Source organism: Enterobacter sp. EC_50, assembly GCF_019584525.1.
GTDB classification, from domain to species: Bacteria; Pseudomonadota; Gammaproteobacteria; order Enterobacterales; family Enterobacteriaceae; genus Enterobacter; species Enterobacter roggenkampii.
On the sequence record NZ_VDAF01000001.1, the window covers coordinates 270,110 to 295,251 of the forward strand.

The following is a 25,142-nucleotide window of genomic DNA, read 5'->3' on the forward strand; positions in this document are numbered from 1 at the left end:
CACCGTTTTAAGCCAATAACAGTAAAATGATATGTCAGAACACGGTGATCGGGAAGATGGCTGTCAACAAATATTGACAGCCAGCACGATTAGTGAACAAAACCTCACGGCGAAGGTTTTTTATTGAGCGTCTCTTTGAGCTGGCCGATCAGTTCACGCCTGAAATCCCCCAGCCGGGGCTTATCGCCGTCAATCCAGGGCAGCGGACGGCAGACTTCCATCGCTTTAATCCCCAGGCGTGCGGTTAATAATCCCGCACCGATGCCCTGAGCCGCACGGGCAGAAAGACGCGCCGCCAGATCCTGCGACATCCAGTCCATGCCCACTTCGCGCACCAGCTCACTCGCCCCGGCAAACGCGATATTGAGCAGGACCAGCTTAAACAGTCTGATCCGACTGTAGTAACCCAGCTCTATGCCGTAAAGGTTCGCAATACGGTTGATCAGGCGCAGGTTACGCCAGGCGATAAAGGCCATATCGACCAGCGCCAGCGGGCTGACGGCAATCATCAGCGTGGATTCCGCCGCAGAACGGCTGATTTCGCGCCGCGCCTGAGCATCCAGCACCGGCTGAACCATGTGGGAATAGAGCGTCACCACTTCCCGGTCATTCTGGGTCTCATGGATGGCGGCATACCAGCGCTGAAGCGCCGGATGCGACTGATCGATTCCGGCCTGGCTGGCCAGCTTTTCACAGAACGCGCGCCCTTTCCCGGTGCCGTGACTGTGGAGCAGATCCCGCGCTTCATCACGCTCGTGCGCGCGCTGTCGCAGACGCCAGAGTCGACGCCATTCGGTGGCAACCGACCCGACGCCAGCCCCCACAATCAGCGCGCCTGCGGCACATCCGCCCAGCGCCACCCAGTCCTGCGTGTGCCAGGCATTCATCGTCCACTGCACGCCCTGACCCACCACGCTTACGCCAAACAGCGCCAGACCGGCGGTGACCATCCTGCGCCACAGGCTGCGTTTTGGACGCAGCGCGGCGTCCACGACCGCCTCCGCCGGACCATCCTCAACAACCGGCTCGTCCTGCAGCGCCGGGGCAAAGTTATCGGCCTGGGTACCGCTGAACGTCTGCGCCGTTTTGAACGCCTCCTGCGGGTTCTGCTCAAGCGTTCCGGTAAAGTCAATGCGCGGTTTTAACGGTTCCGTCATCGCAATTTATCTCCAATCAAAAACTCCAGCGCCGCATCCAGACGGATATGCGGTAAAGGCCTGTCGACGCTCATGGCCTGCGGGCGGAAGGCTTCAAACTGGAAGCCCTGATTCTGCCAGAAGGCCTGGCCCGGCAGCCGCGCAGGCACTTCGCCTGGGTAGACAGTAAGCGGTTCACCGTCGCTGAGCCGGTTCCCGCGTAATGCCGGTATTTTCTCGCCGTTAAGGTCAATTAGCCCGCTTTGCGTCGCCTGCACGGACGCGAGCCCAAGGCAATCCATGCTGATCCCTTCGAAGGCGGCGTTTTGCCAGGCGTCCTGCACCAGCTGCTGTAGCAGCGACACCATATTGGCATGCTGGTCGACGGTAACGTGATCGGCTTTTGTGGCCGCAAAGAGCAGTTTGTCGATCACTGGTGAGAAAAGACGGCGGAACAGCGTCCGCTGCCCGTAGTGAAAACTTTGCATCAGCTGCGTCAGGGCAAGGCGCATATCGTTGAATGCTTGTGGCCCGCTGTTGAGCGGCTGCAGACAATCCACCAGCACAATCTGACGGTCAAATCGTAAAAAGTGGTTCTTATAGAATCCCTTGACCACCTTCTCACAGTAGTAATGGTAGCGCTCGCGCAGCATACCGGCGTTAGTATGCTTATCCGCCTGCGCCAGCGTCGACTCGCCCACCCCATCCACATCCGGCCAGGGGAAAAACTGAAGCGCAGGCGCGCCCGCTAAATCACCCGGCAGAACAAAGCGCCCCGGCTGAATGAAGTGTAACCCTTCCTGTTTACACTGGTGTAAATACGCCGTCCAGGCGTCGGCAATGGCCGCCAGACGGTTTTCATCTGCTGGGGCAAGCGGGTCCAGCCCTTCGCACAGCTGTCGCCATTTGGCCGACCACCCGGCGCGTTGCCCCTGCAGCAATCCCGTCATCTGGCGTGACCAGCTGAGGTAATCCTGCGCCAGCATCGGCAGGTCGAGCAGCCATTCGCCGGGGTAATCGACGATTTCAAGATATAGCGTGGAGGTATCCTTGAAATGGCGCATCAGGGATTCATTCGAGCGGAAACGCAGCGCAAGACGAATTTCACTGACCCCTCGCGTCGGCGTCGGCCACGCGGGCGGGTCGCCATAAAGCTGTGCCAGCCCTTCGTCATAGGTAAAACGGGGAATGCCAAAATCACGCTGTGGAACGCGCTTAACGCCCAGCAGACGCTCTTCCCGCACCGCGCCAAGCAACGGCAGACGCGCCCCGGCGTGCAGGTTCAGGAGCTGGTTCACCATCGCGGTGATAAACGCCGTCTTACCGCTTCGGCTCAACCCCGTCACCGCCAGTCGCAGATGACGGTCAACGCCGCGGTTTACCAGTGAATTGATTTCGTTTTTAAGTCGCTTCATCGCCGTCCTTCGTTGCCTGGAAGCCTTGAATGCATGGCTTCAGAATACAATAAATGGGGGCAGATCGTTGATTATCAATTCTTATTTATTGCTATTGCCGTTTTTTCTCCAGTAAGATGAACGCCATTGCTGTCAGTCCTGAGTGAGTAAGGTGTATGTCACCCACCATTTATGATATCGCACGGGTTGCGGGCGTATCGAAATCAACCGTTTCCCGCGTTCTGAATAAACAAACGAATATTTCTCCTGAAGCGCGTGACAAAGTGCTGAAGGCGATTGACGAATTAAATTATCAGCCCAACAAACTGGCCCGTGCCCTGACCTCTTCAGGATTCGATGCCATTATGGTTATTTCGACCCGTTCAACCAAAACCACTGCCGGCAATCCTTTTTTCTCCGATGTTCTTCATGCCATTACGGCAAAAGCGGAAGAAGAAGGATTCGATGTTATTTTACAAACCTCAAAAAGCAGTGAAGACGATCTCCTGAAATGCGTGAGTAAAATAAAACAGAAGATGATCAAAGGGATCATCATGCTGAGTTCGCCCGCAAATGAATCCTTTTTCACCACGCTGGACGCGTATGGCGTACCGGTAGTGGTTATCGGCAAAGTGGAAGGTGAGTATCAGAATATTTATTCCGTCGACACGGATAATTTTCATGACAGCGCCACGCTGACGGAAACCTTTATCAAAAACGGCCGCCGGAAAATTGCCTGCCTGCATGCGCCGCTTGAATATCATGTTTCGATCGATCGCCTGGCGGGTTATAAAGCCAGTCTGGAAAAGCACCATATTGCGATTAACCCGGACTGGATCATGGATGGTGGTTATACCCATGAGAGTGCGCTTAAGGCGGCTCTGGAACTGCTCTCTTCACCCACGCCGCCTGATGCCGTATTTGCTACCGACAGCATGAAGTTACTCGGCCTTTATCGCGCGGCGGACGAGTTAAATCTGATGATACCGGAAAAGGTGGTGATAGCCGGATACAGTGACCCGATGCTGTCTCTCATTTTAACGCCCGCACCAGGCGGCTTTGATATCCCCACCCGCAAACTGGGGGAAGAGAGCTGCGATCTTCTCTTCAGGCGTATTGCGGGTCACCCCGCCCCGCAAAAAGTGCTGGTTGATACCCATTTTTTACTGGCGGCCTCGCTGCGCTAAAACCAGGGGCACCAGGCCCCTGGAAGACCCACGGGTCAGAACGCGTAATTTACCCCAACGCCCGCATAGTGGAAGCGGTCGTTTTTACCCTCGTCATGGTTTTCCCATTCGTAGGCGTATTCAAGCGTCATGGATAAACCGTTGTTGAAGTCATAGGCGTACTGCATACCCAGACGGTTGAAATCATGTCCTTCACGCTCAGGATCGTCCTGCCAGTCCCAGTTCGACCAGCGATCGAGCCCCAGTCGTGTGTAAGGCGTTAAGGTCGTCTGACCCAATGAAATAGGCAGGTAGGCGCGAATTTCCTGAGTGGAGAACTCGCCGTTATTACGTGAACCGTCCATATTGAAACCGCGCTCTAAATAGTAATTCACTTTAGCGGCAAAGGTGTCGTTAATGGTCCAGGTAAAGCCCGTTTCGGTTTCGACGCGGCTGTCTGAATAGCCTGTTTTTTCCAGATCGTTGGCAAACTGATACATGGCAAACCAGCCGCCGAAACGCCAGTCGTCGGTTAATTTAATATCCCAGTCCGGCTGAATTTTGTAGCGCTGCATATTTGCGCTGCCGTCTCTGGCGCCGTGTTCATCCTTAAAGTGATAGCCATAATTACGGAAACCACCGGTCAGACCGAACGTGAAATCATCGGTACCAATAAAACGATAGCGTAATTCAAATTCCGGGCGATCGAAATAGGTCCCACGGGTCATGCTGCTATAATCAACCGGTCCTTCCTGATACATCGCCAGCGAAATAGTCCAGGCATCCCAGGTCGCATTAAACCACACGGAGGGTTCATATAATCCGTCTTTATCTTCTCCCTGGCCTTCGACGTTTTCAATTTCATACATCGCGCCAATATTAAATTCCCATTGCTTAGCCGTTTCTGTTGCATGTGCGCAGCTCACCCCTGCGCACAGCACGAGCGCAGCACTTTTTAGTAGAGTACTCATAAAATATTCCCTTTATAATTAACAAACAAAAAACCGGAAATTTGCATTTCCGGCAAACACCTTTCTTATCTAATAGCCGCTTCGGTATCGGCGTCGAAGAAATGGCACTTATTCATATCGAACTGGATACCGATATTATCCCCTGCGGCATAATCATTCGCGGCTCCCGCGCGAACCACCAGCTCATGGCCGCCAACGGTGGCGTAGAGCATGAACTCCGCACCGGTCAGTTCGGCTACGCTGACTTTCGCCGCGATATTTTCACCGCTACTCTGCTGGGTGAGAATATCTTCCGGGCGGATCCCAAAGACCACAGCTTTACGCTGATATCCAGCGGCTTGCAGTGCAGCGAGCTTGTCTTCCGGGATCGCCAGGCGCAGCGTTTCCGTGACGAAATAGCGGTCGTCGATGGCACCACGAACAAAGTTCATGGCTGGCGAGCCAATGAACCCCGCGACAAACATGTTTGCCGGCTCGTTGTATACCTGCTTCGGTGCACCGACCTGCTGAATAATGCCGTCTTTTAAGATCACAATGCGGGTCGCCATCGTCATGGCTTCCGTCTGATCGTGGGTCACGTAAATCATCGTGGTATTGAGCTTCTGGTGAAGCTTGCTGATTTCAGCCCGCATCTGCACGCGGAGCTTGGCATCGAGGTTGGAGAGCGGTTCATCCATCAGGAACACGCCCGCTTCACGCACTATCGCCCTGCCCAACGCCACACGCTGACGCTGGCCGCCGGACAGCGCGCCGGGTTTACGCTTGAGGTACTCCCGTAAGCCGAGGATTTGTGCGGCCCAGTTGACGCGCTCTTCGATAACCGCCGGAGCGATTTTCTGCATCTTCAGGCCAAACGCCATGTTGTCGTAGACCGTCATATGCGGGTAAAGCGCATAGTTCTGGAACACCATGGCGATGTCACGCGATTTGGCGGGCACATCGTTCATACAAACACCGTCGATCACCAGTTCACCGGCGGAAATCTCCTCCAGCCCGGCAATCATGCGCAGCGTCGTCGATTTACCGCAACCGGACGGACCGACAAAAACGATAAACTCCTTGTCCTCGATTTCGAGGTTAAAATCCTTCACCACGTGGACCTGGTTATCGTAAATTTTCTGAATATGTTTCAGTGACAGTTGTGCCATTTTTAATTCCTTATCAATACGCCCGGGAGGCCCAGAAATCGGTCAGGCATTTCCAGGTCAGTTCCTGCGTCGAATGAAGCTGTAGTCCCGCATGGGTCAGGCCTGAGCCAATCCCGACCGACAGCATGCCCGCCGCGTTGATCGCCGCCACGCCCGCGGGCGCATCTTCGACCCCAATGGCCGCCTCGGGGCGGACGTCCAGGCCTGCACACGCGGCGAGGAAGATCTCCGGGTCCGGTTTTGAACAGACGATACGGGAGGCATCGGCGCAAAAATCAAAGGCGTCATGAATACCCAGGGCATGCAGTATTCCAGGAGCGTTGAGGGAAACGGAGGCGAGCCCAATTTTGACCTTCGCCGCCCGAATGTCCGCCAGCACCTCCCGGATGCCCGGCAGCAGCGACGCCTCGGTCAACGACGACAGCGATGCGACGTAGAGCGCATTTTTCTTCCCCGCCAGCGCCAGGCATTGTTTGTCGTCAAACGCCCCCTCTTTCCCACCGTGTCGCAGGATCCGCTGCAGGGATTCCATGCGGCTAATTCCCTTCAGCTCCTCGTTAAACACCTCATCAATAGTGATGCCGATCTCCTGCGCGACCGAACGCCAGGCGAGAAAATGGAGATGCGCCGTATCGGTGATGACCCCATCAAGATCGAATACAACAGCTTCAGGCTTCATGGCTGGCCTCCGTGGTAGCGGTCCCATTAAAAGATGCAAGAAATTCCCTACGAGACAGTGCCTGCCGCTCCGATACGCATACCGTTTTTCCCCACAGGGTTAACGTGACGGGCGCGGTGGTCTCGATGGTTAAAACGTCATTTTCAAACGTGAAGCGCAGGCGAGCGTTCTGCCAGCGCAGCGGGAAGGCAAGTTTTCGCCAGCGAGCGGGTAGCTTCGGCGCAAGGTGCAGCTCGCCCTCAACAATCTGCATGCCGGCAAACCCCTGAATAACGCCGGACCAGATAGCCCCCGTGGCAGCGGCATGAATGCCGTCATCGCTGCTGTGCGGATCGTCGCCCAGATCGATAGCCACGCCAGCGCGCCAGAAGGCGTAGGCCCCTTCCGTATCGCCACAGCGGGCGGCCACAATGCCGTGAATAGCCTTGCTCAGCGAAGAGTCATGGATCGTACGTGGCTCGTAAAACGCCAGGTTGGCCGCGCACTGGGCGGGGGTAAATTTCTACGGCAACAGGTAGTTAAGCATCACCACGTCAGCCTGCTTGAGGATCTGCATCTCGTTAACTTCCGCGCGAGAGTAATCCAGCAGGATGGTCTGCTTACCCGCTTTGGCTTTATAGCGGCTTAAATCGATCGCCGGTTTCGCCATGAACGAATCGTCCTGCGGGATAACGCCCCCGGCGTCGGCTTCCGGCAGCCACAAGCGGGCCAGGAAGGTGGTCGCCTTCTCCATGAAGCAGGCATCTTCACGCTCAAACAACGACATAAACCGACATGCGCTGGCCACGTTGTACCAGGCCAGATAGTTGGTGTAGGCGTTGTTATTCACATGTTCGGTGTATTCGTCCGGCCCAATCACATCATGAATTTCCAGGCGCCCGTTGATCTCCGTAGCGCGACCCATCCAGAACGTTGCCGTCTCTACCAGCAGGGTCAGCCCTTCATTGCGCATAAATGCGTCATCACGCGTGGCCTGCCAGTAGGCCACAACGGCCCAGGCAATGTCCGCCACGATGTGGTGTTCGGCCAGGGCGGAGGCCACTTTCTGCCGCATGCCCGTACGGATGTTGATGGCTGCAAACTCCGGCGTCTCCTCTTTGCCGCTTGCGGCGCTCTCCCACGGGAACAGCGCGCCCGGCCAGCCGTTGCGACGGGCTTTTTCCCGTGCCCCGGCCAAGTTCAGCCAGCGATAGCGCAGCAGACTGCGGGCCACCTGCGGACGGGTGAAAAGATGGAAAGGCAGCATGAATATTTCGGTGTCCCAGAAGACGTGGCCTTTATACCCCTCGCCGGTCAATCCCTTAGCGGCAATACTGCTCCGCTCATCATGGGCTGGCGTCATGGTGGTCAGATGCCAGACGGCATAGTCCAGCGCCATCTGATCGTCAGGGGCTGCAGAAGCCACTTCCACCCGGGCATCACGCCATACGTCTTCCCATGCGCAGGCTGAACTCTCCAGCAGCGAGGCATATCCCCTTGCCGCACAAACCTTGAGATCCGCCAGCGCGCCGCGCGCGAAAGACTCCTGCGACAGGGCTTTATCGCTGCGATGGGCCACCCAGACCAACTTATCCAGCGTGACAGTGTCACCCTGCGGTATCGTCAGGGAATAGTGAGCAGAGAGCCGACGATTTTTAGCGGTAAAGCAGCTTTCGCTGTCGGCTGATAGCTGACAAAAGGCCGAGATAACAACGTCAGAGTCCCGGTCCTGTGTTTCATACACACCCTGCATATAGTGCTGGTCGAATACCCTGACAGAAATTTCATCCAGATGCTGACGGCCGGTATTGGTTTGTGTTGCATCAATACCGGTTTTCATCACCACCTGCGAGGCTGCGTCAAGCGGGGTGATCGCAAGCTGCATGGCCACAAGCGGCAGCTGATCCAGAGAGACAAAACGACGACTCTCCAGGCGATAGCGCTTTCCGTTGGGCGAGCGCCAGACAACGCGGCGATGCAACTCGCCGTTGGCAAACGCCAGCTCGCGCTGCCACTCAAGAATGTCCCCGGACAGAAGGGTAAAATTCACCCCGTCCAGCTCAACCTCGATACCGGTGATATCGGGCAAATTGATCAGCTCAGTGGTCTCATTACGTCCCGCCTGGTGATACAAGCCCGCAAGATACATCCCTCGGGTTTGCTGGGTGTAATCTTCTTCATGCGCAGCGCGAATGCCCATGTAGCCGTTACCGCATGCCATAATGGACGCGTACTTATTCAGACTGTGCGGACAAAAGCCCGGATCGGTTAATACAGACACGCTCAGCATAATGTTACGCTTTCTCCTGTTTCTGCCGACTGATAAAGCGCCGCGACAAGCTGCTGAATCACCAGCCCCTGTTCAGCATCTGCAATCATTACGGGCTCTCCCTGCACGTGGCGGACAAAGGCCTCCATGCTGCGTAAATGGCGCTGATCGTCAGCCTCTTCACGCTGAATCAGGGTCTGTAACGCCCCGGCGTCATCCTGATAAATATGTGCCGGGAAAAGCGTCGCCCCCGCTTTTTCACCGCAAAACGCGACATTCATGATCGACTGCTCGCGGATATTCAGCGCGAACGAGGTGTCCAGACGCAAAATGCCGCCGTTGCAGAATTCGATGGTGCCAAACAGAGCATCTTCCACCGTAAACTGAGCTGGATCCCACTCGCCAAACTGGCCGCTGCTTTTCCGGGTTCCCAGCCTCTGGAAACCGTGCGCCGTGACCCTTTTGACCGCCGGGAAACCCAGTACGTACATCGCGGCATCCAGCATGTGAATGCCAATGTCAATCAGCGGCCCACCGCCCTGCAGCGCTTTGTTGGTGAAGACGCCCCAGCCCGGCACGCCGCAGCGCCGCAGCGCCTGCGCCGAGGTGAAGTAGATTTCGCCCAGCGTTCCGTTCATCACGGCCTCGCGCAGCAGCTGCGTGTCGAGCGCGAAGCGGTGATGAAAATCATATGCCAGCACCTTCCCCGCCTTACGTGCGGCCATCCGCATCTCATCGGCCTCTTGCGGCGTCATGGCGGGCGGTTTTTCGCACATCACATGACAGCCAGCCTCCAGCGCCGCCATCACATGCTCAAAATGAAATCGGTTTGGCGAACAAACGCTCACCACGTCCGGCTTAACCGCCTCCAGCATGGCGCACGCGTCCTGCCACGCCGACGGTATGGCATGACGCTCCGCAAAAGCCTGTGCCTGTTCGAGGCGGCTGTCCATGACAGCCACCATCTGAACATCACTGCGCGTGGCGTAATACGAGGCATGCACTTTGTCCGCAACCTGCCCGGCGCCAATGATGGCGACGCGCAGTGGCGACGTTGTTGAAGCACTCATCACGCTCGTCATCCTTAGCATTCGCGTAAATAAGTGAGAGAATCCCGGTAAGCCTGAGCGGGATCTTCAGCACGCACGCGGCACTCGTAAACCACATAGCCCTGGTAATTATCCGCACGCAGCTGATTGAACAGGCTGGCAAAATCGAGGCTACCGCTTCCCGGCTGGTAACGGTGATTATCGGCGATGTGCACATGGCCCAGCAGATCGCTGTGCTGATGCAGCGCCTCCGTCAGCGAATCTTCTTCAATGTTCATATGATAGAAATCGCCGATGATCTGCACGTGCTTGAGGCCGTTCTCTTCGATATAGCGTCGTGCGTCAGCCAGGGTGTTGATCATGTGATCCTGATAGCGGTTCAGCGGCTCCAGATAGACGGTGGTTCCGGTGCGCGCGGCCACCTCATCCAGCCAGCGCAGCGACGCACTCACCGCTTTGCGGTCGCCTTCCAGGCTGCGTGGAGAGGTCATCGGCGGCAAACGGAAGGTAAACATTCCCCAGGCTGCAGGCACGATAATGCCCTTGCCGCCCACTTCGGCCAGGGCTTCCAGAATGCGTTCAATCTGCGCTAAACCGTTCAGACGACGCTCTTCGATAAAGTCACCAATCCAACCATCGTATCCGCCGCAGGCGGTCGTGACCGGCAGGCCGGTGGCCTTAATCGCCGCTTTCACCTCGGCGAGATTTTCCACCAGCAGCTTGCCGTCAATCTCATAGCCATCAAAACCCATCGCCTTGATGTACTCGAATTTCTCCAGAATGTTTGACGGGAAAAAGGCCTGATTTTGTGTTGCGATTTTCATGAGTTGCTTTCCTTAGCTTAAAAAGTGACGCCCATTTTGATGCTCAGTTCCGGATGCTGATCCACATATTTCATGTAGCTTTCAGCGCTGGTGGTGAAGGTCACGACCGGGTCGATCAGATCTTCACAATTCAGATAACCGTTCATCAGCAGTTCCCAGCAGGTCTCTTCAATACGCTTGCGGCTCCAGCGCGGGTAATCCGGATTTGGCTCACTGCAGGCGCGAGAGAAGACAATCTTCGCGTTGTTGAAATGCGCTTCACGCCCCAGGTTAAAGCCTGCTGAGAACGGTTTAGCGAACGCAACGTAGGAGATGGTGCCGCCGTAGGCGAGGCCGCGCAGCGCGGACTGCAGCGCATCAGCAAAGCCGCTGGTCTCAATGATCACGTCCGCGCCCTGCTTCCCGGTCAGCTTTTTAATTTCCAGACCAACGTCTGTGCCGATTGGGTTCAGGCAGTGGTCCGCACCGTGACGACGGGCGATCTCGCAGCGGTGTTCGATCGGATCAACGCCGATGACAACTGACGCGCCAGCTTTTTTCGCCAGCTGAATCGCAATCTGTCCGATGGCTCCCAGGCCGACCACGACAACAAAGTCGCCCACGCGGACGTTGGCATCACGCACGCCGCTCATGGCAAACTGTGCCGGATCGTAGCAGACGGCGTTCTTCCAGGAGGCGCCCTGCGGCATTTTGCGCAGCTTGTAGTTGTTGACGGCATTCACGATAACCGTCTCCTGCAGCGGACCGTAGCTGCAAACGCGATCGCCAGTCTGGTATTCCGTGACGTCCGCACCGCATTCGATGATGTCGCCAACAATCATGTTGCCCAGCTGGAACTTACCGAACTCGATACCGCGCGCTGCGCCCTCTTCACGCGGAGTGAACATCTGCCACTCCGCGTTAAACTCTTCATCGATAAACGGGCTTGCGGCGCGGAAATCGACCACTTCAGTGCCGTGCTTCGGGGCACCAAAGCGGGCACGAATTTTCACTTCATGTGCTTCCACAGCACGATCTTCATATTCCACCAGCGCCGCCACGCGTGGCGCTGTCGCAACTAATTTTTTCATGATTGACTCCTTGTTAAAATTGGCCGCCTCAGCCCTTCACGCCACCGGCGGTCAAACCACTTTTAATAAAACGTTCAGACAGGGCGTACATAATGACCACCGGAAGTGCCGTCACCAGCGATGCCGCCATCATGCGACCCCAGATATAATCGGGTGTGCTAAAGAGCGTGTTCAGCCCGACCGGCAAGGTGAAGTTGCTGGCGCTGGACAGGAAAATGGACGCAAACAGATAGTCGTTCCACGCCACCATGAAGCAGTAGACAAACACCGATACGAGCCCGGATATCGCCAGCGGTACGGTAATACGGAAGATGATTTGCAGGCGGTTAAGGCCGTCCATCATCGCGGCTTCTTCTATTTCGTCCGGGATGGTGTCGAAGTAGCTGCGCAGCATGAACACTGCCGTCGGTAACGTCTGCGTCACCATGGTGATAATCAGCGCCAGCTCGGTGTCGTAGATCCCAAGCGCGGTGATGATTTTGAACAACGGCACCACCAGCAAGATGCCGGAGAACATGTAGACGGTGTAAAAACTCGCGTTGATCGTCGTGCGGCCCTTAAAGCGCAGCTTGGACAAGGCGTAAGCCCCCAGCGTACCGAGAAACACGGCAATCACCGATGAGGTCAGCGACACCACCATGCTGTTTCGGAAGTAATCCACAAACGGGAAGATCAGCGGGTTAAAGATGTCGATGTAATGCTGCAGCGTCCACGCCTGCGGCAGAATGGTCGGATGGAGCGAGATTGCCTCTTTCGCACTCTTGAACGACGTCATTAGCATCACGAAGAACGGGAAAAGCGTGATGATCAGAAATACCGCCAGCCCGAGATAAAAACCAATACGGCTCAGTACGCGTTTATTTGTTGCCATTGAGGTTCACCCTTTTTCTGGTCAGCAGAATCACAGCGAAGATGATCACGAACAGCACCACAGAGATCGCCGCTGCTTTACCCAAGTCGTTGAAAGCGAATGCGGTTTTGTAGAGATAGACGCCCAAAATATCGACCTTCGTGGTCAACAGGTAGACGTCAGCAAACATGTAGAACATCCAGATGGTGCGAAGCGTGACCACCGTGGCCAGTACCGGCATAATCGCGGGCAGCGTGACGATCCGAAAACGTTGCCAGGCATTCGCGCCGTCCATTTCCGCCGCTTCATACAGGGATTTATCAATGGTCTGTAAAATCGCCAGGAATGAGATAAATGCGTACGGGAAGTAACGCCAGATCGCGAACAGCACCACCAGTACGAAGCTGCTGTTCGGGTTGTCGAACCACAGCGGCGCCTGGTCATACAGGTGCAACAGGTCTACGCCCAGATAGTTCACAATGCCGTAGCCGTTGTTGAACATGTATTTCCAGGCAAAAACCAGCGAAATAGACGGCGTGACGTAGGATAAAATCACCAGTGAACGTGCCGTCTTACGCAGGCGAAACTCGCGATTAAAGAAGATGGCGACGGCCAGCCCCAGCACCGTGCTGCCAATCACCACCAGCGCGGTGTACCAGAAGGTCATCCACAGCGAGTGCCAGAAAGCGGCATCGCCGAGGATGCGAATGTAATTGTCCAGGCCGACAAACACGGCGCTAATGCGCGGGTTGAGCGGCAAGCGTAAAAAACTGATTTCAATATTGGAAATCATTGGCCAGGCCACCAGGCCCCCCAGCAGAATCAGGCTGGGGGCCAACAGCAGCATGGCGAAAGGCATATCTGAACGACCAGAAAACAACGTCTTCATAATTTCCTTCCGCAGAGCGCTCCTATCGTTGTGTAATGAGATCAGTCAGTCGCTTCTGGCTGCTGCTTAACGTTGTGTTAAGGTCCTTCTGCCCCACCGTGACGTTATGTACCATGGAGCTGATAATGCCGGAGCCCGTCACGTCGCCCATGCGGGTGAAGTTTTTATCCCCAACCGCGCCAAACACCTGCACGTTCGGGAACTGTGCAATCAGCTCATATGGCAACTGCCCAAACGCTTTAATCACGTCGTTGTTTTTCCAGGTATCCGTGCCCACCACCCCTTTGTTTACCGGCAGCGCCGCGCCCGGCGACATCATGACCCAGTCCGTCGCGTTTTGAGCCTGTTCCATCCAGGTAACAAACTTCTCGGCCGCTTTGGTCTCCTCTTCGGTTTGTCCGGTGGTGATCGTCAGCGAGGTGATCATGCCGTACACCGCCGATGAGTTTTCAGTCGGGACAACGAAGCCCAGGTTGGCAGGGTTTCCGTCCTTGTAGACGGCGGGCAGGATGTAGGTGGAGTAAACCGCCATCGGCGCAGAACCGTTCATGAAGGCGTCTTTGATCTCCATAACATCGTTCGAACCCGGCATGGTGGTCGCAGCCAGCGCTTTATAAAACGCCAGCGCTTTGGCCATTTCCGGGGTATCGATGTCGACATTCCCTTTTGCATCAAACACGTTCGCGCCACCGGAAAGGGCAAACTGAGAGAACGACTGTTCGGTCATCACGCTTTCCGCAGTCGGTAACGCGATGCCGTAATGTTTTTTAGCCGGGTCGTTCAGGCGCTGGCTGGCTTGCAGAAGCTGTTCCCAGTTATGCGGCTCCTCAATGCCCGCCGCGGCCAGCACATCTTTGTGGTACCACACGCCAGAGAGCCAGGCGCTGATCGGCACGCCCGTCCAGGCTGCGCCGTCTTCCGTGCGGACAACGCGCAAGATGCCGTCATAGAAGGTGTTTTCCCCCACCGCCTTAATTGCTTCAGCGATTGCGTCACGATCCAGAAGCTGTTCTTTATCCATCACTTTTGCATAGTCATGGCTGACCTCAATCACTTCAGGCAGCGCGCCGGTTCGCGCCAGCGTAATCACCTTGGTGTTGTAGGCATCCTCTTCTACCGGTACCTGTTTTATCGTGATGCCCGGGTTCTCTTTCTCGAATTTTTCGATCAGTTTCGTAATAACGGCCTGACGCTCCTGCTCTACCGACGAGTGCATAAACTCAATGGTGACAGAGGACGCTTTGTCATCCTTACAGCCTGATAACAGGGCGCACGAAACCAGTGCTGATATCAGCACAATTCTGGGTATTTTCATGTTTAAGGTCCTTTTTAGTTTTCTTTAATCCACAATACCTGCCATGGATTTAGGATCAGAGTCGTGTCGGTAATATCTTTTCCGCTAATCAATTCCCTTCCCGAGTGAATATCGGACTCAACCGTTTGAGAATTATCACTGAAATTAAACAACGCTGTTATTTTCTCACCACAATCCGCCACGCGGACAATTTTTAAAACATGCTTCCCTGACGTACTGAAATAAGCCTCACTGTCGGGATGGAATGCTTTTTCCGCCCGGCGCAATACGATTAACTGACTTAACGCACTGTAAACCTGATAACGGAGACTATTTTTATCTTCAAGCGCGCAATCAATTTGACCCGCGGCATATTTTTCACGATTTATCGCACGGTTATATCCCAGACGCTCTACGCCATCATAATCATTACGGGAGCCGAGAATGCTCTGAATATAAACCGCAGGCACACCGGGGAAGCTTAACAGGACGGCATGGGCCAGAATAAACCGGGCAATGCGTTCGCTATCATGACTTTCTCGCGTACTTAAGGCATCCAGATAGGTCACGTTAATTTCATACGGGCTTCGTGTGCCATCCGGGTTATTTTTCCAGTTAACCAACGCACCTTCGGTCTGGAGCTTTTCTACAAGCGAGAGGATCTCCGACTCCGGTAAAATTCCGCGCAATGGGTTAAGACCAATGCCGTCATGCGAGGCCAGGAAGTTGAACCAGGTGGTTTTTGTGGAAGGCAACGCCAGCGACGCAGCCCACTGGCTCAGCGTGCTGACATCCTGGCTGTGCACCGCATGCAGCACCAGCGGAGGCAACGAGAACTGATAAACCATCTGCGCTTCATTTTCGCCGTTACCGAAGTAAGAGACGTTATCTTTATGCGGAACGTTCGTCTCGGTGATAATCACCGTGCCGGGGGCAACCACCTCGGTAATGGCGCGGAAAAGCTGGATGAGCTGGTGGGTTTGCTCAAGGTGAATGCAGCGCGTTCCCGGTATTTTCCACATGAACCCTACGGCATCCAGTCGAATATACCGCGCCCCTTCAATAAGGTAATGCAGCAGCACGTCGACCATCGCAATCAGTACCTGCGGAGAGGCGAAGTTGAGATCGATCTGGTCCTCACTGAAGGTGGTCCACAGATGTCGCACGCTGCCATCATGAAGTGTGAAAGGCGTAAGAAGCGGTAAGGCACGCGGACGCGTCACCGCGGATAAATCTGTCTCAGGATCGACAGAAATGAAGAAATCATCATATTCCGGCATTTGCTTCAGATAATTAGCAAACCAGGCACTTTTGGCCGACATATGATTGCAGACGAAATCAAACATCAAACTGGTTGACTGTTTTAATTCAGCAACGTCTCGCCATGTTCCCGTTTCAGGCGCAACTTCATGATAATCAATAACAGAAAAGCCATCGTCCGAAGACCACGGATAAAAAGGCAAAAGATGGACATGAGAAAAAGAATGCGAAAGCCATTTGTTATAAAAACGTGTAAAAACAGGGAGTGCTTTCTCCCCTTTCGCGGAAAACTGATCGGCATAGGTTATCAGAACGATATCTTTTTCATCCCAGCCCATTTTACGCCTTTCAGTAATAACAGAGGCGGCCTTTTCAATATTTTCCAGCAGCATATGAAGATGTGCTTCAGAAAACGTTTTTCCATAAACAAGATTAATGAGTGCTTTAATTTTTTCGTTCACTTGATTTTCCATGGTAGCGGTCCCACGGAATGGCAATCTACTCCCATGAAAAATATCTGTCAACGGACCGGGCAGGAGAAAAATGCGATTGCAAAGCAGCTCAGCGCAATATTGTGAGCTGCCGCAAAGAAAGCAGGTGAAATGAGGAAGTGCGGGTAATCATCGCCAGCCCCTCTCCTGAAAGAGAAAGGGCTGCTGCGAGCGGAAACTACTGGGATAAGTAGCGGCGTGACAGCCGTTTCGCCACCTTTTGCAACAGCGGTTCGAGCGCCACGGCCAGTACCATTCTGACCGGCTTGCGGGCAACCGATTTAATCGCCCACCCCGCTACCCCAGCCGGACCGTAACGTAACGCGGTCATCAGGACCAGCTTACCTGCGATTTTCAGGCCGGGTTTTACCTTCTGACCGGCCTGTTGCCAGTGTTGTTTCATCTCTTTTCTCTCTTAAAGCTGACGGAAACGACTTCTCAGCGTAAAGGTATCGGATGTGACATAACGTTCCATTTCCCGTAACCGCTTCTCACTGGCGGCGAGTTGCGCATCCACAGCATTGAGGAGATCGCTGCTGGTGGGAGCGCCTTCCGCCGCCAGTTCTCCTTCCGGCATCGGGTCAAGCACAAACGACAACACGATGTACGCAACCAGGGTAATAAATGCCAGACCGAAGAAGATCGACAGCACCGTCACCACGCGTACCAGCTTAACCGGGACGTCAAGATAGTGAGCCAGCCCGGCGCAGACGCCGCGCACCATGCCCTGCTGTGGAATTCGCCACAGCTTTTTGTTCAAATTCAGTCCAGACATTAACGGTCCCTCCAGTTTGGATGTTCAGCATCCAGGATGGCTTCCAGCGCCTGAATGCGTTCACGCATTTTGTTCGCCTCATCGGAGAGCTGTATCAGACGCTGTTGTTCACTCTGGGAAAGTTCGCCCCGTGAGGAACGGTTGCTGTAGTGCAGCCATAACCAAATCGGCAAAACGAACAGCACGAAAATCGTCAGGGGAATAGCCAGAAAAAGCGCGCTCATGTGTACTCCTTGTCTTACGATGCGGCACGTTCAGGTGCCGCAGGCATTATTATTGGTTGTCTTGCTTCATTTTGGCTTTCAGTGCCGCCAGCTGCTCGCTGATTTCATCATCGGCCTTGAGATCAGCGAACTGTTGATCCAGTGACTTCTGCTTACCGATGCCGTGGCTTTCGGCTTCCGCTTCCATCTGGTCGATACGACGCTCAAACGATTCAAAACGGGCCATCGCTTCATCCAGCTTACCGCTGTCAAGCTGGCGACGCACGTCGCGGGAGGAGCTTGCCGCCTGGTGACGCAGGGTCAGCGCCTGCTGACGCGCGCGGGTTTCGCTCAGCTTGTTTTCCAGCTCGCCAATCTCTTTCTTCATGCGGGTGAGCGTGTCATCCACCAGGGTCACTTCATGCTCGAGCGTAGCGACCAACTCTGCCAGCTTCTGTTTTTCGATCAGCGCCGCACGGGCCAGATCCTCTTTGTCTTTGCGCAGCGCGAGTTCAGCTTTTTCCTGCCATTCGTTCAGCTGAGCGGTGGCCTGTTCAATACGACGCGTAAGCTGTTTTTTCTCAGCCAGCGCGCGGGCGGAGGTAGAGCGGACTTCAACCAGCGTGTCTTCCATCTCCTGAATCATCAGACGCACCAGCTTCTGCGGATCTTCCGCTTTCTCCAGCAGTGAGTTGATGTTGGCGTTCACGATGTCGGCAAAACGAGAAAAAATACCCATAATTGACTCCTCATAGTTCTGTTATCGGGCAATGCCCTGCTGTATGGATAATACAATTCCCGTGCCAATTTTTTATCTTATTGATTTAACAAGAACTGATTGATTTTTATGCAGCAAAGAACTATTCTTACCTGGTGAATATCGCTAAGGAGTGGTTAATTTCATCATGCCCGGATACAAAGACAATTTACTCGGCGAAGCAAACAGCTTTCTGGAGGTGCTGGAACAGGTGTCTCGCCTGGCGCCGCTCAACAAACCGGTGCTGATTATCGGCGAGCGGGGTACGGGTAAGGAACTCATCGCCAACCGTCTGCACTACTTATCCGGGCGCTGGGACGGCCCCTTCATTTCCCTTAACTGCGCGGCGCTGAATGAAAACCTGCTCGATACCGAGCTCTTCGGCCATGAGGCGGGCGCGTTTACCGGCGCCCAGAAACGCCATCCCGGACGCTTTGAGCGCGCCGACGGCGGTACGCTGTTTCTTGATGAGCTGGCCACCGCGCCCATGCTGGTGCAGGAGAAACTGCTGCGCGTGATTGAATACGGCGAACTGGAGCGCGTCGGCGGTAGTCAGCCGCTGCAAGTCAACGTGCGCCTGGTGTGCGCCACTAACGCCAACCTGCCGGAGAGGGTGGCAGAGGAAACATTCCGTGCCGACCTGCTTGACCGCCTGGCCTTTGACGTCGTGCAGCTTCCTCCGCTGCGCGAGCGAAGAAGCGACATTATGCTGCTGGCAGACCAGTTTGCGATTCAGATGTGCCGCGAGCTCGGACTGCCGCTGTTCCCCGGCTTCAGCGATTATGCTCGGGAGACGCTGCTCGCGTACCACTGGCCGGGCAATATCCGCGAGCTGAAAAACGTCGTGGAGCGTTCCGTCTATCGCCACGGCAGCAGCGAGACGGAGCTGGACAACATCATTATCGATCCTTTTCAGCGCAGCGCGCCGTCGTCCGCACCAACGTCTCCAGGCGACGCCCCTGCTCTTCCCTTTGATTTGCGCCAGTTCCAGCACGACCAGGAGAAACAGCTGCTGGAGCAAAGCCTGAAGATGGCGAAATACAACCAGAAACGGGCGGCTGAACTGCTGGGTCTGACCTACCATCAGTTAAGGGCATTGCTTAAAAAGCATCAAATGCGATGACAGTGTCTATCACTTTAAAATTCACTTATTTTATGAAAAAAAACAATAGATGAATCAAGAAGAATAAGGATATTATTAAGATGGCTATTTTAGATTTTTTGATTTCTCTCGCATTCTGCTTAGGCGGTATTTTCTACATCTGGCATACAAGTAAAGCTCTGAGGACAGGAGTTTTTATTGGCTGGCTCAACGGAACCTATGAGAAGTATTATGTTTATTGCTCTAAACACCCCTGGAAATTCTATTTTAACCTTTTAACCATGGCGAGCGGTGGTTCGTTACTTTTAGCTGTCGGCATCATTTCACTTGATCAAAAAAACTTTATTTTCAAGACACTAAGCTCACTATTCCAGTGATGCGCTTGCTTCTGGGCACTCTTATTATTCATTATGTAGCTATCTCAGGACACTCTTTTGAATTAGTGAATTGCCTCATGGCTTATTATTTTACCGCCGTGAGCATTGACTTTTTTGACCACACGAATAGAGTCTGTGTAGAAAAAAAACGAAGCGTCATCCCACTGGCAGAATTCAATTTCACGCTTTAAGAATTCGTCATAATAGACAACCCCAGCCTTGCAACGGCAATGTTTTCCGCATGAAGGTCCTGGGTAGTTCATCCTGAAAGGGTAAGTTCCGCTAACTGTTTGCGTTGCACTTGAAACGATGATTGCTTCAGTGCTTTCCCAGAGTGTGAAAGATACGACACCCACTACAAACACAAAACAAGCCAGGAAAACTTAACGCGCTCCAGTTTACCCTCTTTGCTTTTGACGCGTGACGAAACGCGCCATGATGCAAAGGCACCTATAGCGACTGAAATCAAGATAATTCACCAATAAACAGAACCTGGTTCTATCAAGTACGCATCGCTTGTATAGATGTCAAGCCGACACATCCCGTAAAACCATAATCCCAGGCAAAAGTATGCAAACACTTCGCGTTTGGCGGGTAGTCTGAATGCCATAATTTGTTTTACTTTAGTAAAAAATCATAATATATCAGACACATATTACAATTAAAATGATATCGCACCTGGAATGTACCCTGCATTCCTGTCATTTTACCCAGCGAAGACGTAACTATACCGACCGACTTTGCGAAACCCTGTCTGCCGGGTTAAATCCTTCGTTTATAGCGAGTCAGATACGCCACGAAAATGCTAAGATAGTCCATGAGGTATATTCAAAGTGGATTGCAGGTATGAACGTGCATCGGGTTGTGACGCTGAGTGACCGACTGCAAACGTTACTGCCCCATTATGCCCTCAGGCTTAAACGATACTGGATAATGTCGTTTAAAATTAGTAGGATAGCCACTTCATATTTAATACCTTAAAAATTATGCGTCTGGTTTTATCGTCCTTTTTTGCACTTGGTCTGTTTAGCAGCCTGGCTTTTGCCGCGCCCGGGCAAACGCCGCAGCCTGACATTCGTGACAGCGGCTTCGTCTATTGCGTAAGCGGCCAGGTGGATACCTTCAACCCGCAAAAAGCGGGCAGCGGCCTGATTGTGGATACCCTTGCCGCGCAGCTTTACGATCGTCTGCTGGATGTAGACCCGTACACTTACCGTCTCGTGCCCGAGCTTGCGGAAAGCTGGGAAGTGCTGGATAACGGCGCAACCTACCGTTTTCACCTGCGCGATGATGTTGCGTTTCAGCGCACGCCGTGGTTTACCCCCTCGCGCAAGCTGAATGCGGATGACGTGGTCTTCACCTTCCAGCGTATCTTCAACCGCAATCACCCGTGGCATAACGTTAACGGCAGCAATTTCCCCTATTTCGACAGCCTGCAGTTTGCCGACACCGTGAAAAGCGTGCGCAAGCTGGACAACCGCACTGTTGAGTTCACGCTGACGCGCCCGGATGCCTCATTCCTGTGGCACCTGGCAACCCACTATGCGTCCGTCATGTCGGCCGAATACGCGGCGAAGCTGACGAAAAAAGATCGTCAGGAACTGCTCGATCGTCAGCCGGTCGGCACCGGTCCGTTCCAGCTGGCCGAATACCGCGCCGGGCAATATATTCGTCTGCAGCGCCACGAGCATTTCTGGCGGGGTACGCCGCTGATGCCGCAGGTGGTGGTCGATCTCGGCTCTGGCGGGACGGGACGTCTGTCAAAACTGCTCACCGGGGAATGTGACGTGCTTGCCTGGCCCGCGGCCAGCCAGCTCACGATTTTGCGCGACGATCCGCGCCTGCGTCTGACGCTACGTCCGGGGATGAACATCGCGTATCTGGCCTTTAACACCGATAAGCCGCCGTTGAATAACCCTGCCGTTCGTCACGCCCTTGCGCTGGCCATCAACAACCAGCGCCTGATGCAGTCGATTTATTACGGTACGGCGGAAACCGCCGCCTCAATTTTACCGCGCGCCTCGTGGGCCTACGACGGTGAGGCTAAAATTACGGAATACAATCCGGCAAAAGCGCGTGAACAGCTGAAAGCGCTGGGGGCGGAAAACCTCACGCTGCAGCTTTGGGTGCCAACCAGCTCCCAGGCGTGGAACCCCAGCCCGCTCAAGACCGCCGAACTGCTGCAGGCGGATATGGCGCAGGTGGGCGTGAAAGTGATCATCGTACCGGTAGAGGGCCGTTTCCAGGAGGCGCGCCTGATGGATATGAATCATGATTTAACCCTCACCGGCTGGGCCACCGACAGCAACGACCCGGACAGCTTCTTCCGGCCACTGCTGAGCTGTGCGGCGATAAACTCGCAGACCAACTATGCGCACTGGTGTAACCGGGAGTTTGACGCCGTGCTGCAAAAAGCGCTGGCTTCCCAACAGCTGGCCTCGCGCATCGACGCCTATGATGAAGCGCAGAAAATCCTTGCCCAGGAACTGCCGGTGCTGCCGCTGGCCTCTTCCCTGCGCCTTCAGGCGTATCGCTATGATATTAAAGGCCTGGTGCTGAGCCCGTTTGGCAACGCCTCGTTCGCTGGCGTGTCGCGTGAAAAAGAACAAGAGGTGAAAAAACCATGATTATTTTTACCTTGCGTCGGCTCCTTTTGCTGCTGGTGACGCTCTTTTTCCTGAACTTTGTCGGCTTTAGTCTGAGCTATTTCACGCCCCACGCCCCACTCCAGGGATCGTCGCTGTGGGATGCCTGGCTCTTCTGGTTTAACGGCCTGCTGCACTGGGATTTCGGCGTGTCCAGCATTAACGGGCAGCTGATTTCCGAGCAGTTGAAAGAGGTTTTCCCGGCCACGATGGAGCTGTGCATTCTGGCCTTCGGGTTTGCCCTGATGGTCGGGATCCCCGTGGGCATGCTGGCCGGGATATATCGCAACAAATGGCAGGATAAGTTTATTAGCGCCCTCGCCCTGCTCGGCTTCTCCATCCCGGTCTTCTGGCTGGCGCTGCTGCTGACGCTTTTCTTCTCGCTGACGATGGGCTGGCTCCCGGTTTCGGGACGTTTTGACCTGCTCTATACGGTTAAATCGGTGACGGGCTTTGCCATTATCGACGCGTGGCTGTCCGATTCCGTGTGGCGGCATGAGATGATTGTCAGCGCCCTGCGCCATATGGTGCTGCCGGTGCTGACGCTGGCGGTTGCGCCAACAACCGAAGTGATCCGCCTGATGCGCCTGAGCACCATCGAAGTGTTTGACCAGAATTATGTCAAAGCCGCCGCCACGCGCGGACTGTCGCGCCTGACCATCCTGCGCCGCAATGTCCTGCACAACGCGCTGCCGCCGGTTATTCCGCGTCTGGGATTACAGTTTTCCACCATGCTCACGCTGGCCATGATCACCGAGATGGTCTTTAGCTGGCCTGGCCTCGGGCGGTGGTTGATTAACGCTATCCGCCAGCAGGACTACGCCGCGATTTCCGCAGGGGTGATGGTGATTGGTTCGCTGGTGATTATTGTTAACGTGTTGTCCGATATTCTGGGTGCCATGGCTAACCCGTTGAAGCATAAGGAATGGTATGCCCTACGATAACGTATACAGTGAAAAGCGCACGCCCGGTGTGCTGCGTACCGTGTGGCGTAAATTCTATGGTGATACCACGGCGATGATCGGCCTTTATGGCTGCGCCGGTCTGGTGTTGCTCTGCGTCTTTGGCTCCTGGTTTGCGCCGTACGGCATTGACCAGCAGTTCCTTGGCTATCAGCTGCTGCCGCCGTCCTGGTCGCGCTACGGAGAGGTCTCCTTCTTCCTGGGAACGGACGACCTCGGACGTGACGTGTTGAGCCGCCTGCTGAGCGGTGCAGCCCCGACGGTGGGCGGCGCGTTTGTGGTGACGTTCGCGGCCACGATCTGCGGGCTGGCGCTGGGTATTTTTGCGGGATCCACGCATGGCCTGCGCTCGGCGGTGCTTAACCACATTCTGGATACGCTGCTGTCGATTCCGTCTCTACTGCTGGCGATCGTTGTGGTTGCCTTTGCCGGTCCGCACCTGTCGCATGCCATGTTCGCCGTCTGGCTGGCTATCCTGCCCCGCATCGTGCGCTCGGTTTACAGCATGGTGCATGACGAGCTGGAAAAAGAGTATGTCGTCGCTGCGCGTCTGGACGGCGCGACCACCTTCAATATCCTGTGGTTTGCCGTGCTGCCTAACATCGCGTCCGGGCTGGTCACCGAGATCACCCGCGCCTTGTCGATGGCGATTCTGGACATCGCGGCGCTCGGCTTCCTCGACCTCGGCGCGCAGCTGCCGTCGCCTGAATGGGGTGCGATGCTCGGTGACGCGCTGGAGTTAATTTACGTGGCACCGTGGACGGTTATGCTGCCGGGTGCGGCCATTATGGTGAGCGTGCTGCTGATCAACCTGCTGGGCGACGGTATTCGCCGTGCAATTAACGCGGGGGTGCAATAATGCCGCTTCTTGATATTCGCAACCTCACCATTGAATTCAAAACCGGTGAAGGCTGGGTTAAAGCCGTCGATCGCATCAGCATCACCCTCGCGGAGGGTGAAATTCGCGGGCTGGTGGGGGAATCCGGCTCAGGCAAAAGCCTGATCGCCAAAGCCATCTGCGGCGTGGCGAAAGATAACTGGCGCGTCACCGCAGACCGTATGCGGTTTGATGATATCGACCTGCTGCGCCTCTCTCCCCGCGAGCGGCGTAAACTGGTCGGGCACAACGTCTCCATGATTTTCCAGGAGCCGCAGTCCTGTCTCGACCCGTCCGAGCGCGTGGGCAAACAGCTGATGCAGAACATCCCCGGCTGGACCTATAAAGGCCGCTGGTGGCAACGCGTGGGCTGGCGCAAGCGTCGCGCCATTGAGCTTTTACACCGCGTCGGGATCAAAGATCACAAAGATGCGATGCGCAGCTTCCCGTACGAGTTGACCGACGGTGAATGTCAGAAAGTGATGATTGCCATCGCGCTGGCCAATCAGCCGCGTTTGCTGATTGCAGATGAACCGACGAACGCGATGGAACCCACCACGCAGGCGCAAATCTTCCGCCTGCTGTCGCGTCTTAACCAGAACAACAACACCACCATTTTGCTGATCAGCCATGACCTGCAAATGCTCAGCAAATGGGCGGATAAGATTGACGTGATGTACTGCGGACAAACGGTCGAAACCGCGCCGAGTGAAGACCTGATCACCGCGCCGCACCATCCCTATACGCAGGCGCTAATCCGCGCTATTCCCGATTTTGGCAGCGCCATGCCGCATAAGAGCCGCCTGAATACCCTGCCCGGGGCGATTCCGCTGCTGGAATCGTTGCCGATAGGCTGTCGTCTGGGGCCGCGTTGCCCGTATGCGCAGCGTAAATGTATCGAGACGCCACGCCTGACCGGGGCCAAAAATCATCTTTACGCCTGTCATTTCCCGCTGAACATGGAGAGAGAGTGAA

23 protein-coding genes and 1 pseudogene are annotated in these 25,142 nt (G+C 54.9%); 7 read left to right on the plus strand and 17 right to left on the minus strand.

Annotated features, from left to right (window positions below; translation table 11 throughout):
- Positions 1-104: 104 nt before the first annotated feature.
- Both FHC48_RS01235 and FHC48_RS01240 read right to left on the minus strand, forming a co-directional pair.
- Positions 105-1,157 (minus strand): YcjF family protein, encoded by a 1,053-nt coding sequence (locus FHC48_RS01235; RefSeq protein WP_021240274.1) that lies wholly within the window; start codon positions 1,155-1,157, stop codon positions 105-107.
- Positions 1,154-2,551, minus strand: coding sequence for a YcjX family protein (locus tag FHC48_RS01240; RefSeq protein ID WP_045415711.1), 1,398 nt, complete (start codon positions 2,549-2,551; stop codon positions 1,154-1,156). Before FHC48_RS01240 ends, FHC48_RS01235 begins: the two co-directional genes overlap by 4 nt.
- A 155-nt stretch (positions 2,552-2,706) precedes the next feature.
- Between FHC48_RS01240 and FHC48_RS01245 the strand changes: the two genes are divergently transcribed.
- A complete protein-coding gene (locus FHC48_RS01245; RefSeq protein WP_059364489.1) occupies positions 2,707-3,717 on the plus strand; it encodes a LacI family DNA-binding transcriptional regulator in 1,011 nt (336 codons plus the stop codon).
- A gap of 35 nt (positions 3,718-3,752) precedes the next feature.
- On the opposite strand, the gene FHC48_RS01250 is transcribed toward FHC48_RS01245, so the two are convergent.
- The 15 genes and pseudogenes from FHC48_RS01250 to pspA form a co-directional block, all read right to left on the minus strand.
- The gene (locus FHC48_RS01250; protein ID WP_008501250.1) at positions 3,753-4,667 is read right to left on the minus strand and encodes an OmpG family monomeric porin; all 915 of its coding nucleotides are present in this window, start codon (positions 4,665-4,667) and stop codon (positions 3,753-3,755) included.
- 65 nt (positions 4,668-4,732) lie between these two features.
- The gene (locus tag FHC48_RS01255) at positions 4,733-5,815 is read right to left on the minus strand and encodes an ABC transporter ATP-binding protein (RefSeq protein WP_021240476.1); all 1,083 of its coding nucleotides are present in this window, start codon (positions 5,813-5,815) and stop codon (positions 4,733-4,735) included.
- 13 nt (positions 5,816-5,828) lie between these two features.
- Positions 5,829-6,494 carry a beta-phosphoglucomutase gene (gene pgmB, locus FHC48_RS01260; protein ID WP_023327613.1) on the minus strand — a complete coding sequence of 222 codons (666 nt, stop codon included), beginning with the start codon at positions 6,492-6,494 and terminating at the stop codon, positions 5,829-5,831.
- Positions 6,484-8,763 (minus strand): annotated as a pseudogene (locus tag FHC48_RS01265) (glycoside hydrolase family 65 protein). The gene pgmB and the pseudogene FHC48_RS01265 overlap by 11 nt, the downstream one beginning before the upstream one ends.
- The gene (locus FHC48_RS01270) at positions 8,757-9,815 is read right to left on the minus strand and encodes a Gfo/Idh/MocA family protein (RefSeq protein WP_088728495.1); all 1,059 of its coding nucleotides are present in this window, start codon (positions 9,813-9,815) and stop codon (positions 8,757-8,759) included. The pseudogene FHC48_RS01265 and the gene FHC48_RS01270 overlap by 7 nt, the downstream one beginning before the upstream one ends.
- An 11-nt stretch (positions 9,816-9,826) precedes the next feature.
- Complete coding sequence (locus FHC48_RS01275) at positions 9,827-10,615, minus strand: sugar phosphate isomerase/epimerase (protein ID WP_008501245.1); 789 nt, start codon at positions 10,613-10,615, stop codon at positions 9,827-9,829.
- 17 nt (positions 10,616-10,632) lie between these two features.
- Complete coding sequence (locus FHC48_RS01280; RefSeq protein ID WP_119312125.1) at positions 10,633-11,685, minus strand: zinc-binding alcohol dehydrogenase; 1,053 nt, start codon at positions 11,683-11,685, stop codon at positions 10,633-10,635.
- A 28-nt stretch (positions 11,686-11,713) separates the two neighbouring features.
- The gene (locus FHC48_RS01285; protein ID WP_008501243.1) at positions 11,714-12,556 is read right to left on the minus strand and encodes a carbohydrate ABC transporter permease; all 843 of its coding nucleotides are present in this window, start codon (positions 12,554-12,556) and stop codon (positions 11,714-11,716) included.
- Entirely contained in the window at positions 12,543-13,424 is an 882-nt protein-coding gene (locus tag FHC48_RS01290) for a carbohydrate ABC transporter permease (protein WP_008501242.1), read from the minus strand. Before FHC48_RS01290 ends, FHC48_RS01285 begins: the two co-directional genes overlap by 14 nt.
- Before the next feature lie 22 nt (positions 13,425-13,446).
- On the minus strand, positions 13,447-14,739 hold the full coding sequence (locus FHC48_RS01295) for an ABC transporter substrate-binding protein (RefSeq protein WP_023292262.1): 1,293 nt from the start codon (positions 14,737-14,739) through the stop codon (positions 13,447-13,449).
- 14 nt (positions 14,740-14,753) lie between these two features.
- The gene (locus FHC48_RS01300) at positions 14,754-16,451 is read right to left on the minus strand and encodes a sugar phosphorylase (RefSeq protein WP_259281106.1); all 1,698 of its coding nucleotides are present in this window, start codon (positions 16,449-16,451) and stop codon (positions 14,754-14,756) included.
- 196 nt (positions 16,452-16,647) lie between these two features.
- Complete coding sequence (gene pspD, locus FHC48_RS01305) at positions 16,648-16,872, minus strand: phage shock protein PspD (protein ID WP_023292260.1); 225 nt, start codon at positions 16,870-16,872, stop codon at positions 16,648-16,650.
- A gap of 12 nt (positions 16,873-16,884) precedes the next feature.
- Positions 16,885-17,244, minus strand: coding sequence for an envelope stress response membrane protein PspC (gene pspC, locus FHC48_RS01310; RefSeq protein ID WP_059362794.1), 360 nt, complete (start codon positions 17,242-17,244; stop codon positions 16,885-16,887).
- A complete protein-coding gene (gene pspB / locus FHC48_RS01315) occupies positions 17,244-17,468 on the minus strand; it encodes an envelope stress response membrane protein PspB (RefSeq protein ID WP_008501236.1) in 225 nt (74 codons plus the stop codon). The genes pspC and pspB overlap by 1 nt, the downstream gene beginning before the upstream one ends.
- A gap of 49 nt (positions 17,469-17,517) precedes the next feature.
- Positions 17,518-18,186 (minus strand): phage shock protein PspA, encoded by a 669-nt coding sequence (gene pspA / locus FHC48_RS01320; RefSeq protein ID WP_021240283.1) that lies wholly within the window; start codon positions 18,184-18,186, stop codon positions 17,518-17,520.
- Positions 18,187-18,352: 166 nt separating this feature from the next.
- Between pspA and pspF the strand changes: the two genes are divergently transcribed.
- The 6 genes from pspF to sapD all read left to right on the plus strand — a co-directional run bounded on the left by pspF (position 18,353) and on the right by sapD (position 25,141).
- Entirely contained in the window at positions 18,353-19,327 is a 975-nt protein-coding gene (pspF, locus tag FHC48_RS01325; RefSeq protein WP_059362797.1) for a phage shock protein operon transcriptional activator, read from the plus strand.
- 80 nt (positions 19,328-19,407) lie between these two features.
- Entirely contained in the window at positions 19,408-19,683 is a 276-nt protein-coding gene (locus FHC48_RS01330) for a hypothetical protein (protein ID WP_008501233.1), read from the plus strand.
- A gap of 986 nt (positions 19,684-20,669) precedes the next feature.
- Entirely contained in the window at positions 20,670-22,310 is a 1,641-nt protein-coding gene (sapA, locus tag FHC48_RS01335) for an ABC transporter substrate-binding protein SapA (RefSeq protein WP_023292256.1), read from the plus strand.
- Positions 22,307-23,272 carry a putrescine export ABC transporter permease SapB gene (sapB, locus tag FHC48_RS01340; protein WP_008501230.1) on the plus strand — a complete coding sequence of 322 codons (966 nt, stop codon included), beginning with the start codon at positions 22,307-22,309 and terminating at the stop codon, positions 23,270-23,272. The genes sapA and sapB overlap by 4 nt, the downstream gene beginning before the upstream one ends.
- Positions 23,259-24,149 carry a putrescine export ABC transporter permease SapC gene (gene sapC, locus FHC48_RS01345; RefSeq protein WP_008501229.1) on the plus strand — a complete coding sequence of 297 codons (891 nt, stop codon included), beginning with the start codon at positions 23,259-23,261 and terminating at the stop codon, positions 24,147-24,149. Before sapB ends, sapC begins: the two co-directional genes overlap by 14 nt.
- Positions 24,149-25,141 carry a putrescine export ABC transporter ATP-binding protein SapD gene (gene sapD / locus FHC48_RS01350; protein ID WP_008501228.1) on the plus strand — a complete coding sequence of 331 codons (993 nt, stop codon included), beginning with the start codon at positions 24,149-24,151 and terminating at the stop codon, positions 25,139-25,141. Before sapC ends, sapD begins: the two co-directional genes overlap by 1 nt.
- Position 25,142: the final 1 nt, after the last annotated feature.

What these genes read in the sequence shown, in the direction of transcription:
- FHC48_RS01235 (WP_021240274.1), bottom strand. Translation starts at nt 1,157, where the DNA reads ATGACGGAACCGTTAAAACCGCGCATTGACTTTACCGGAACGCTTGAG.
- FHC48_RS01240 (WP_045415711.1), bottom strand. Translation starts at nt 2,551, where the DNA reads ATGAAGCGACTTAAAAACGAAATCAATTCACTGGTAAACCGCGGCGTT.
- FHC48_RS01245 (WP_059364489.1), top strand. Translation starts at nt 2,707, where the DNA reads ATGTCACCCACCATTTATGATATCGCACGGGTTGCGGGCGTATCGAAA.
- FHC48_RS01250 (WP_008501250.1), bottom strand. Translation starts at nt 4,667, where the DNA reads ATGAGTACTCTACTAAAAAGTGCTGCGCTCGTGCTGTGCGCAGGGGTG.
- FHC48_RS01255 (WP_021240476.1), bottom strand. Translation starts at nt 5,815, where the DNA reads ATGGCACAACTGTCACTGAAACATATTCAGAAAATTTACGATAACCAG.
- pgmB (WP_023327613.1), bottom strand. Translation starts at nt 6,494, where the DNA reads ATGAAGCCTGAAGCTGTTGTATTCGATCTTGATGGGGTCATCACCGAT.
- FHC48_RS01275 (WP_008501245.1), bottom strand. Translation starts at nt 10,615, where the DNA reads ATGAAAATCGCAACACAAAATCAGGCCTTTTTCCCGTCAAACATTCTG.
- FHC48_RS01280 (WP_119312125.1), bottom strand. Translation starts at nt 11,685, where the DNA reads ATGAAAAAATTAGTTGCGACAGCGCCACGCGTGGCGGCGCTGGTGGAA.
- FHC48_RS01285 (WP_008501243.1), bottom strand. Translation starts at nt 12,556, where the DNA reads ATGGCAACAAATAAACGCGTACTGAGCCGTATTGGTTTTTATCTCGGG.
- FHC48_RS01290 (WP_008501242.1), bottom strand. Translation starts at nt 13,424, where the DNA reads ATGAAGACGTTGTTTTCTGGTCGTTCAGATATGCCTTTCGCCATGCTG.
- FHC48_RS01295 (WP_023292262.1), bottom strand. Translation starts at nt 14,739, where the DNA reads ATGAAAATACCCAGAATTGTGCTGATATCAGCACTGGTTTCGTGCGCC.
- FHC48_RS01300 (WP_259281106.1), bottom strand. Translation starts at nt 16,451, where the DNA reads ATGGAAAATCAAGTGAACGAAAAAATTAAAGCACTCATTAATCTTGTT.
- pspD (WP_023292260.1), bottom strand. Translation starts at nt 16,872, where the DNA reads ATGAAACAACACTGGCAACAGGCCGGTCAGAAGGTAAAACCCGGCCTG.
- pspC (WP_059362794.1), bottom strand. Translation starts at nt 17,244, where the DNA reads ATGTCTGGACTGAATTTGAACAAAAAGCTGTGGCGAATTCCACAGCAG.
- pspB (WP_008501236.1), bottom strand. Translation starts at nt 17,468, where the DNA reads ATGAGCGCGCTTTTTCTGGCTATTCCCCTGACGATTTTCGTGCTGTTC.
- pspA (WP_021240283.1), bottom strand. Translation starts at nt 18,186, where the DNA reads ATGGGTATTTTTTCTCGTTTTGCCGACATCGTGAACGCCAACATCAAC.
- pspF (WP_059362797.1), top strand. Translation starts at nt 18,353, where the DNA reads ATGCCCGGATACAAAGACAATTTACTCGGCGAAGCAAACAGCTTTCTG.
- FHC48_RS01330 (WP_008501233.1), top strand. Translation starts at nt 19,408, where the DNA reads ATGGCTATTTTAGATTTTTTGATTTCTCTCGCATTCTGCTTAGGCGGT.
- sapA (WP_023292256.1), top strand. Translation starts at nt 20,670, where the DNA reads ATGCGTCTGGTTTTATCGTCCTTTTTTGCACTTGGTCTGTTTAGCAGC.
- sapB (WP_008501230.1), top strand. Translation starts at nt 22,307, where the DNA reads ATGATTATTTTTACCTTGCGTCGGCTCCTTTTGCTGCTGGTGACGCTC.
- sapC (WP_008501229.1), top strand. Translation starts at nt 23,259, where the DNA reads ATGCCCTACGATAACGTATACAGTGAAAAGCGCACGCCCGGTGTGCTG.
- sapD (WP_008501228.1), top strand. Translation starts at nt 24,149, where the DNA reads ATGCCGCTTCTTGATATTCGCAACCTCACCATTGAATTCAAAACCGGT.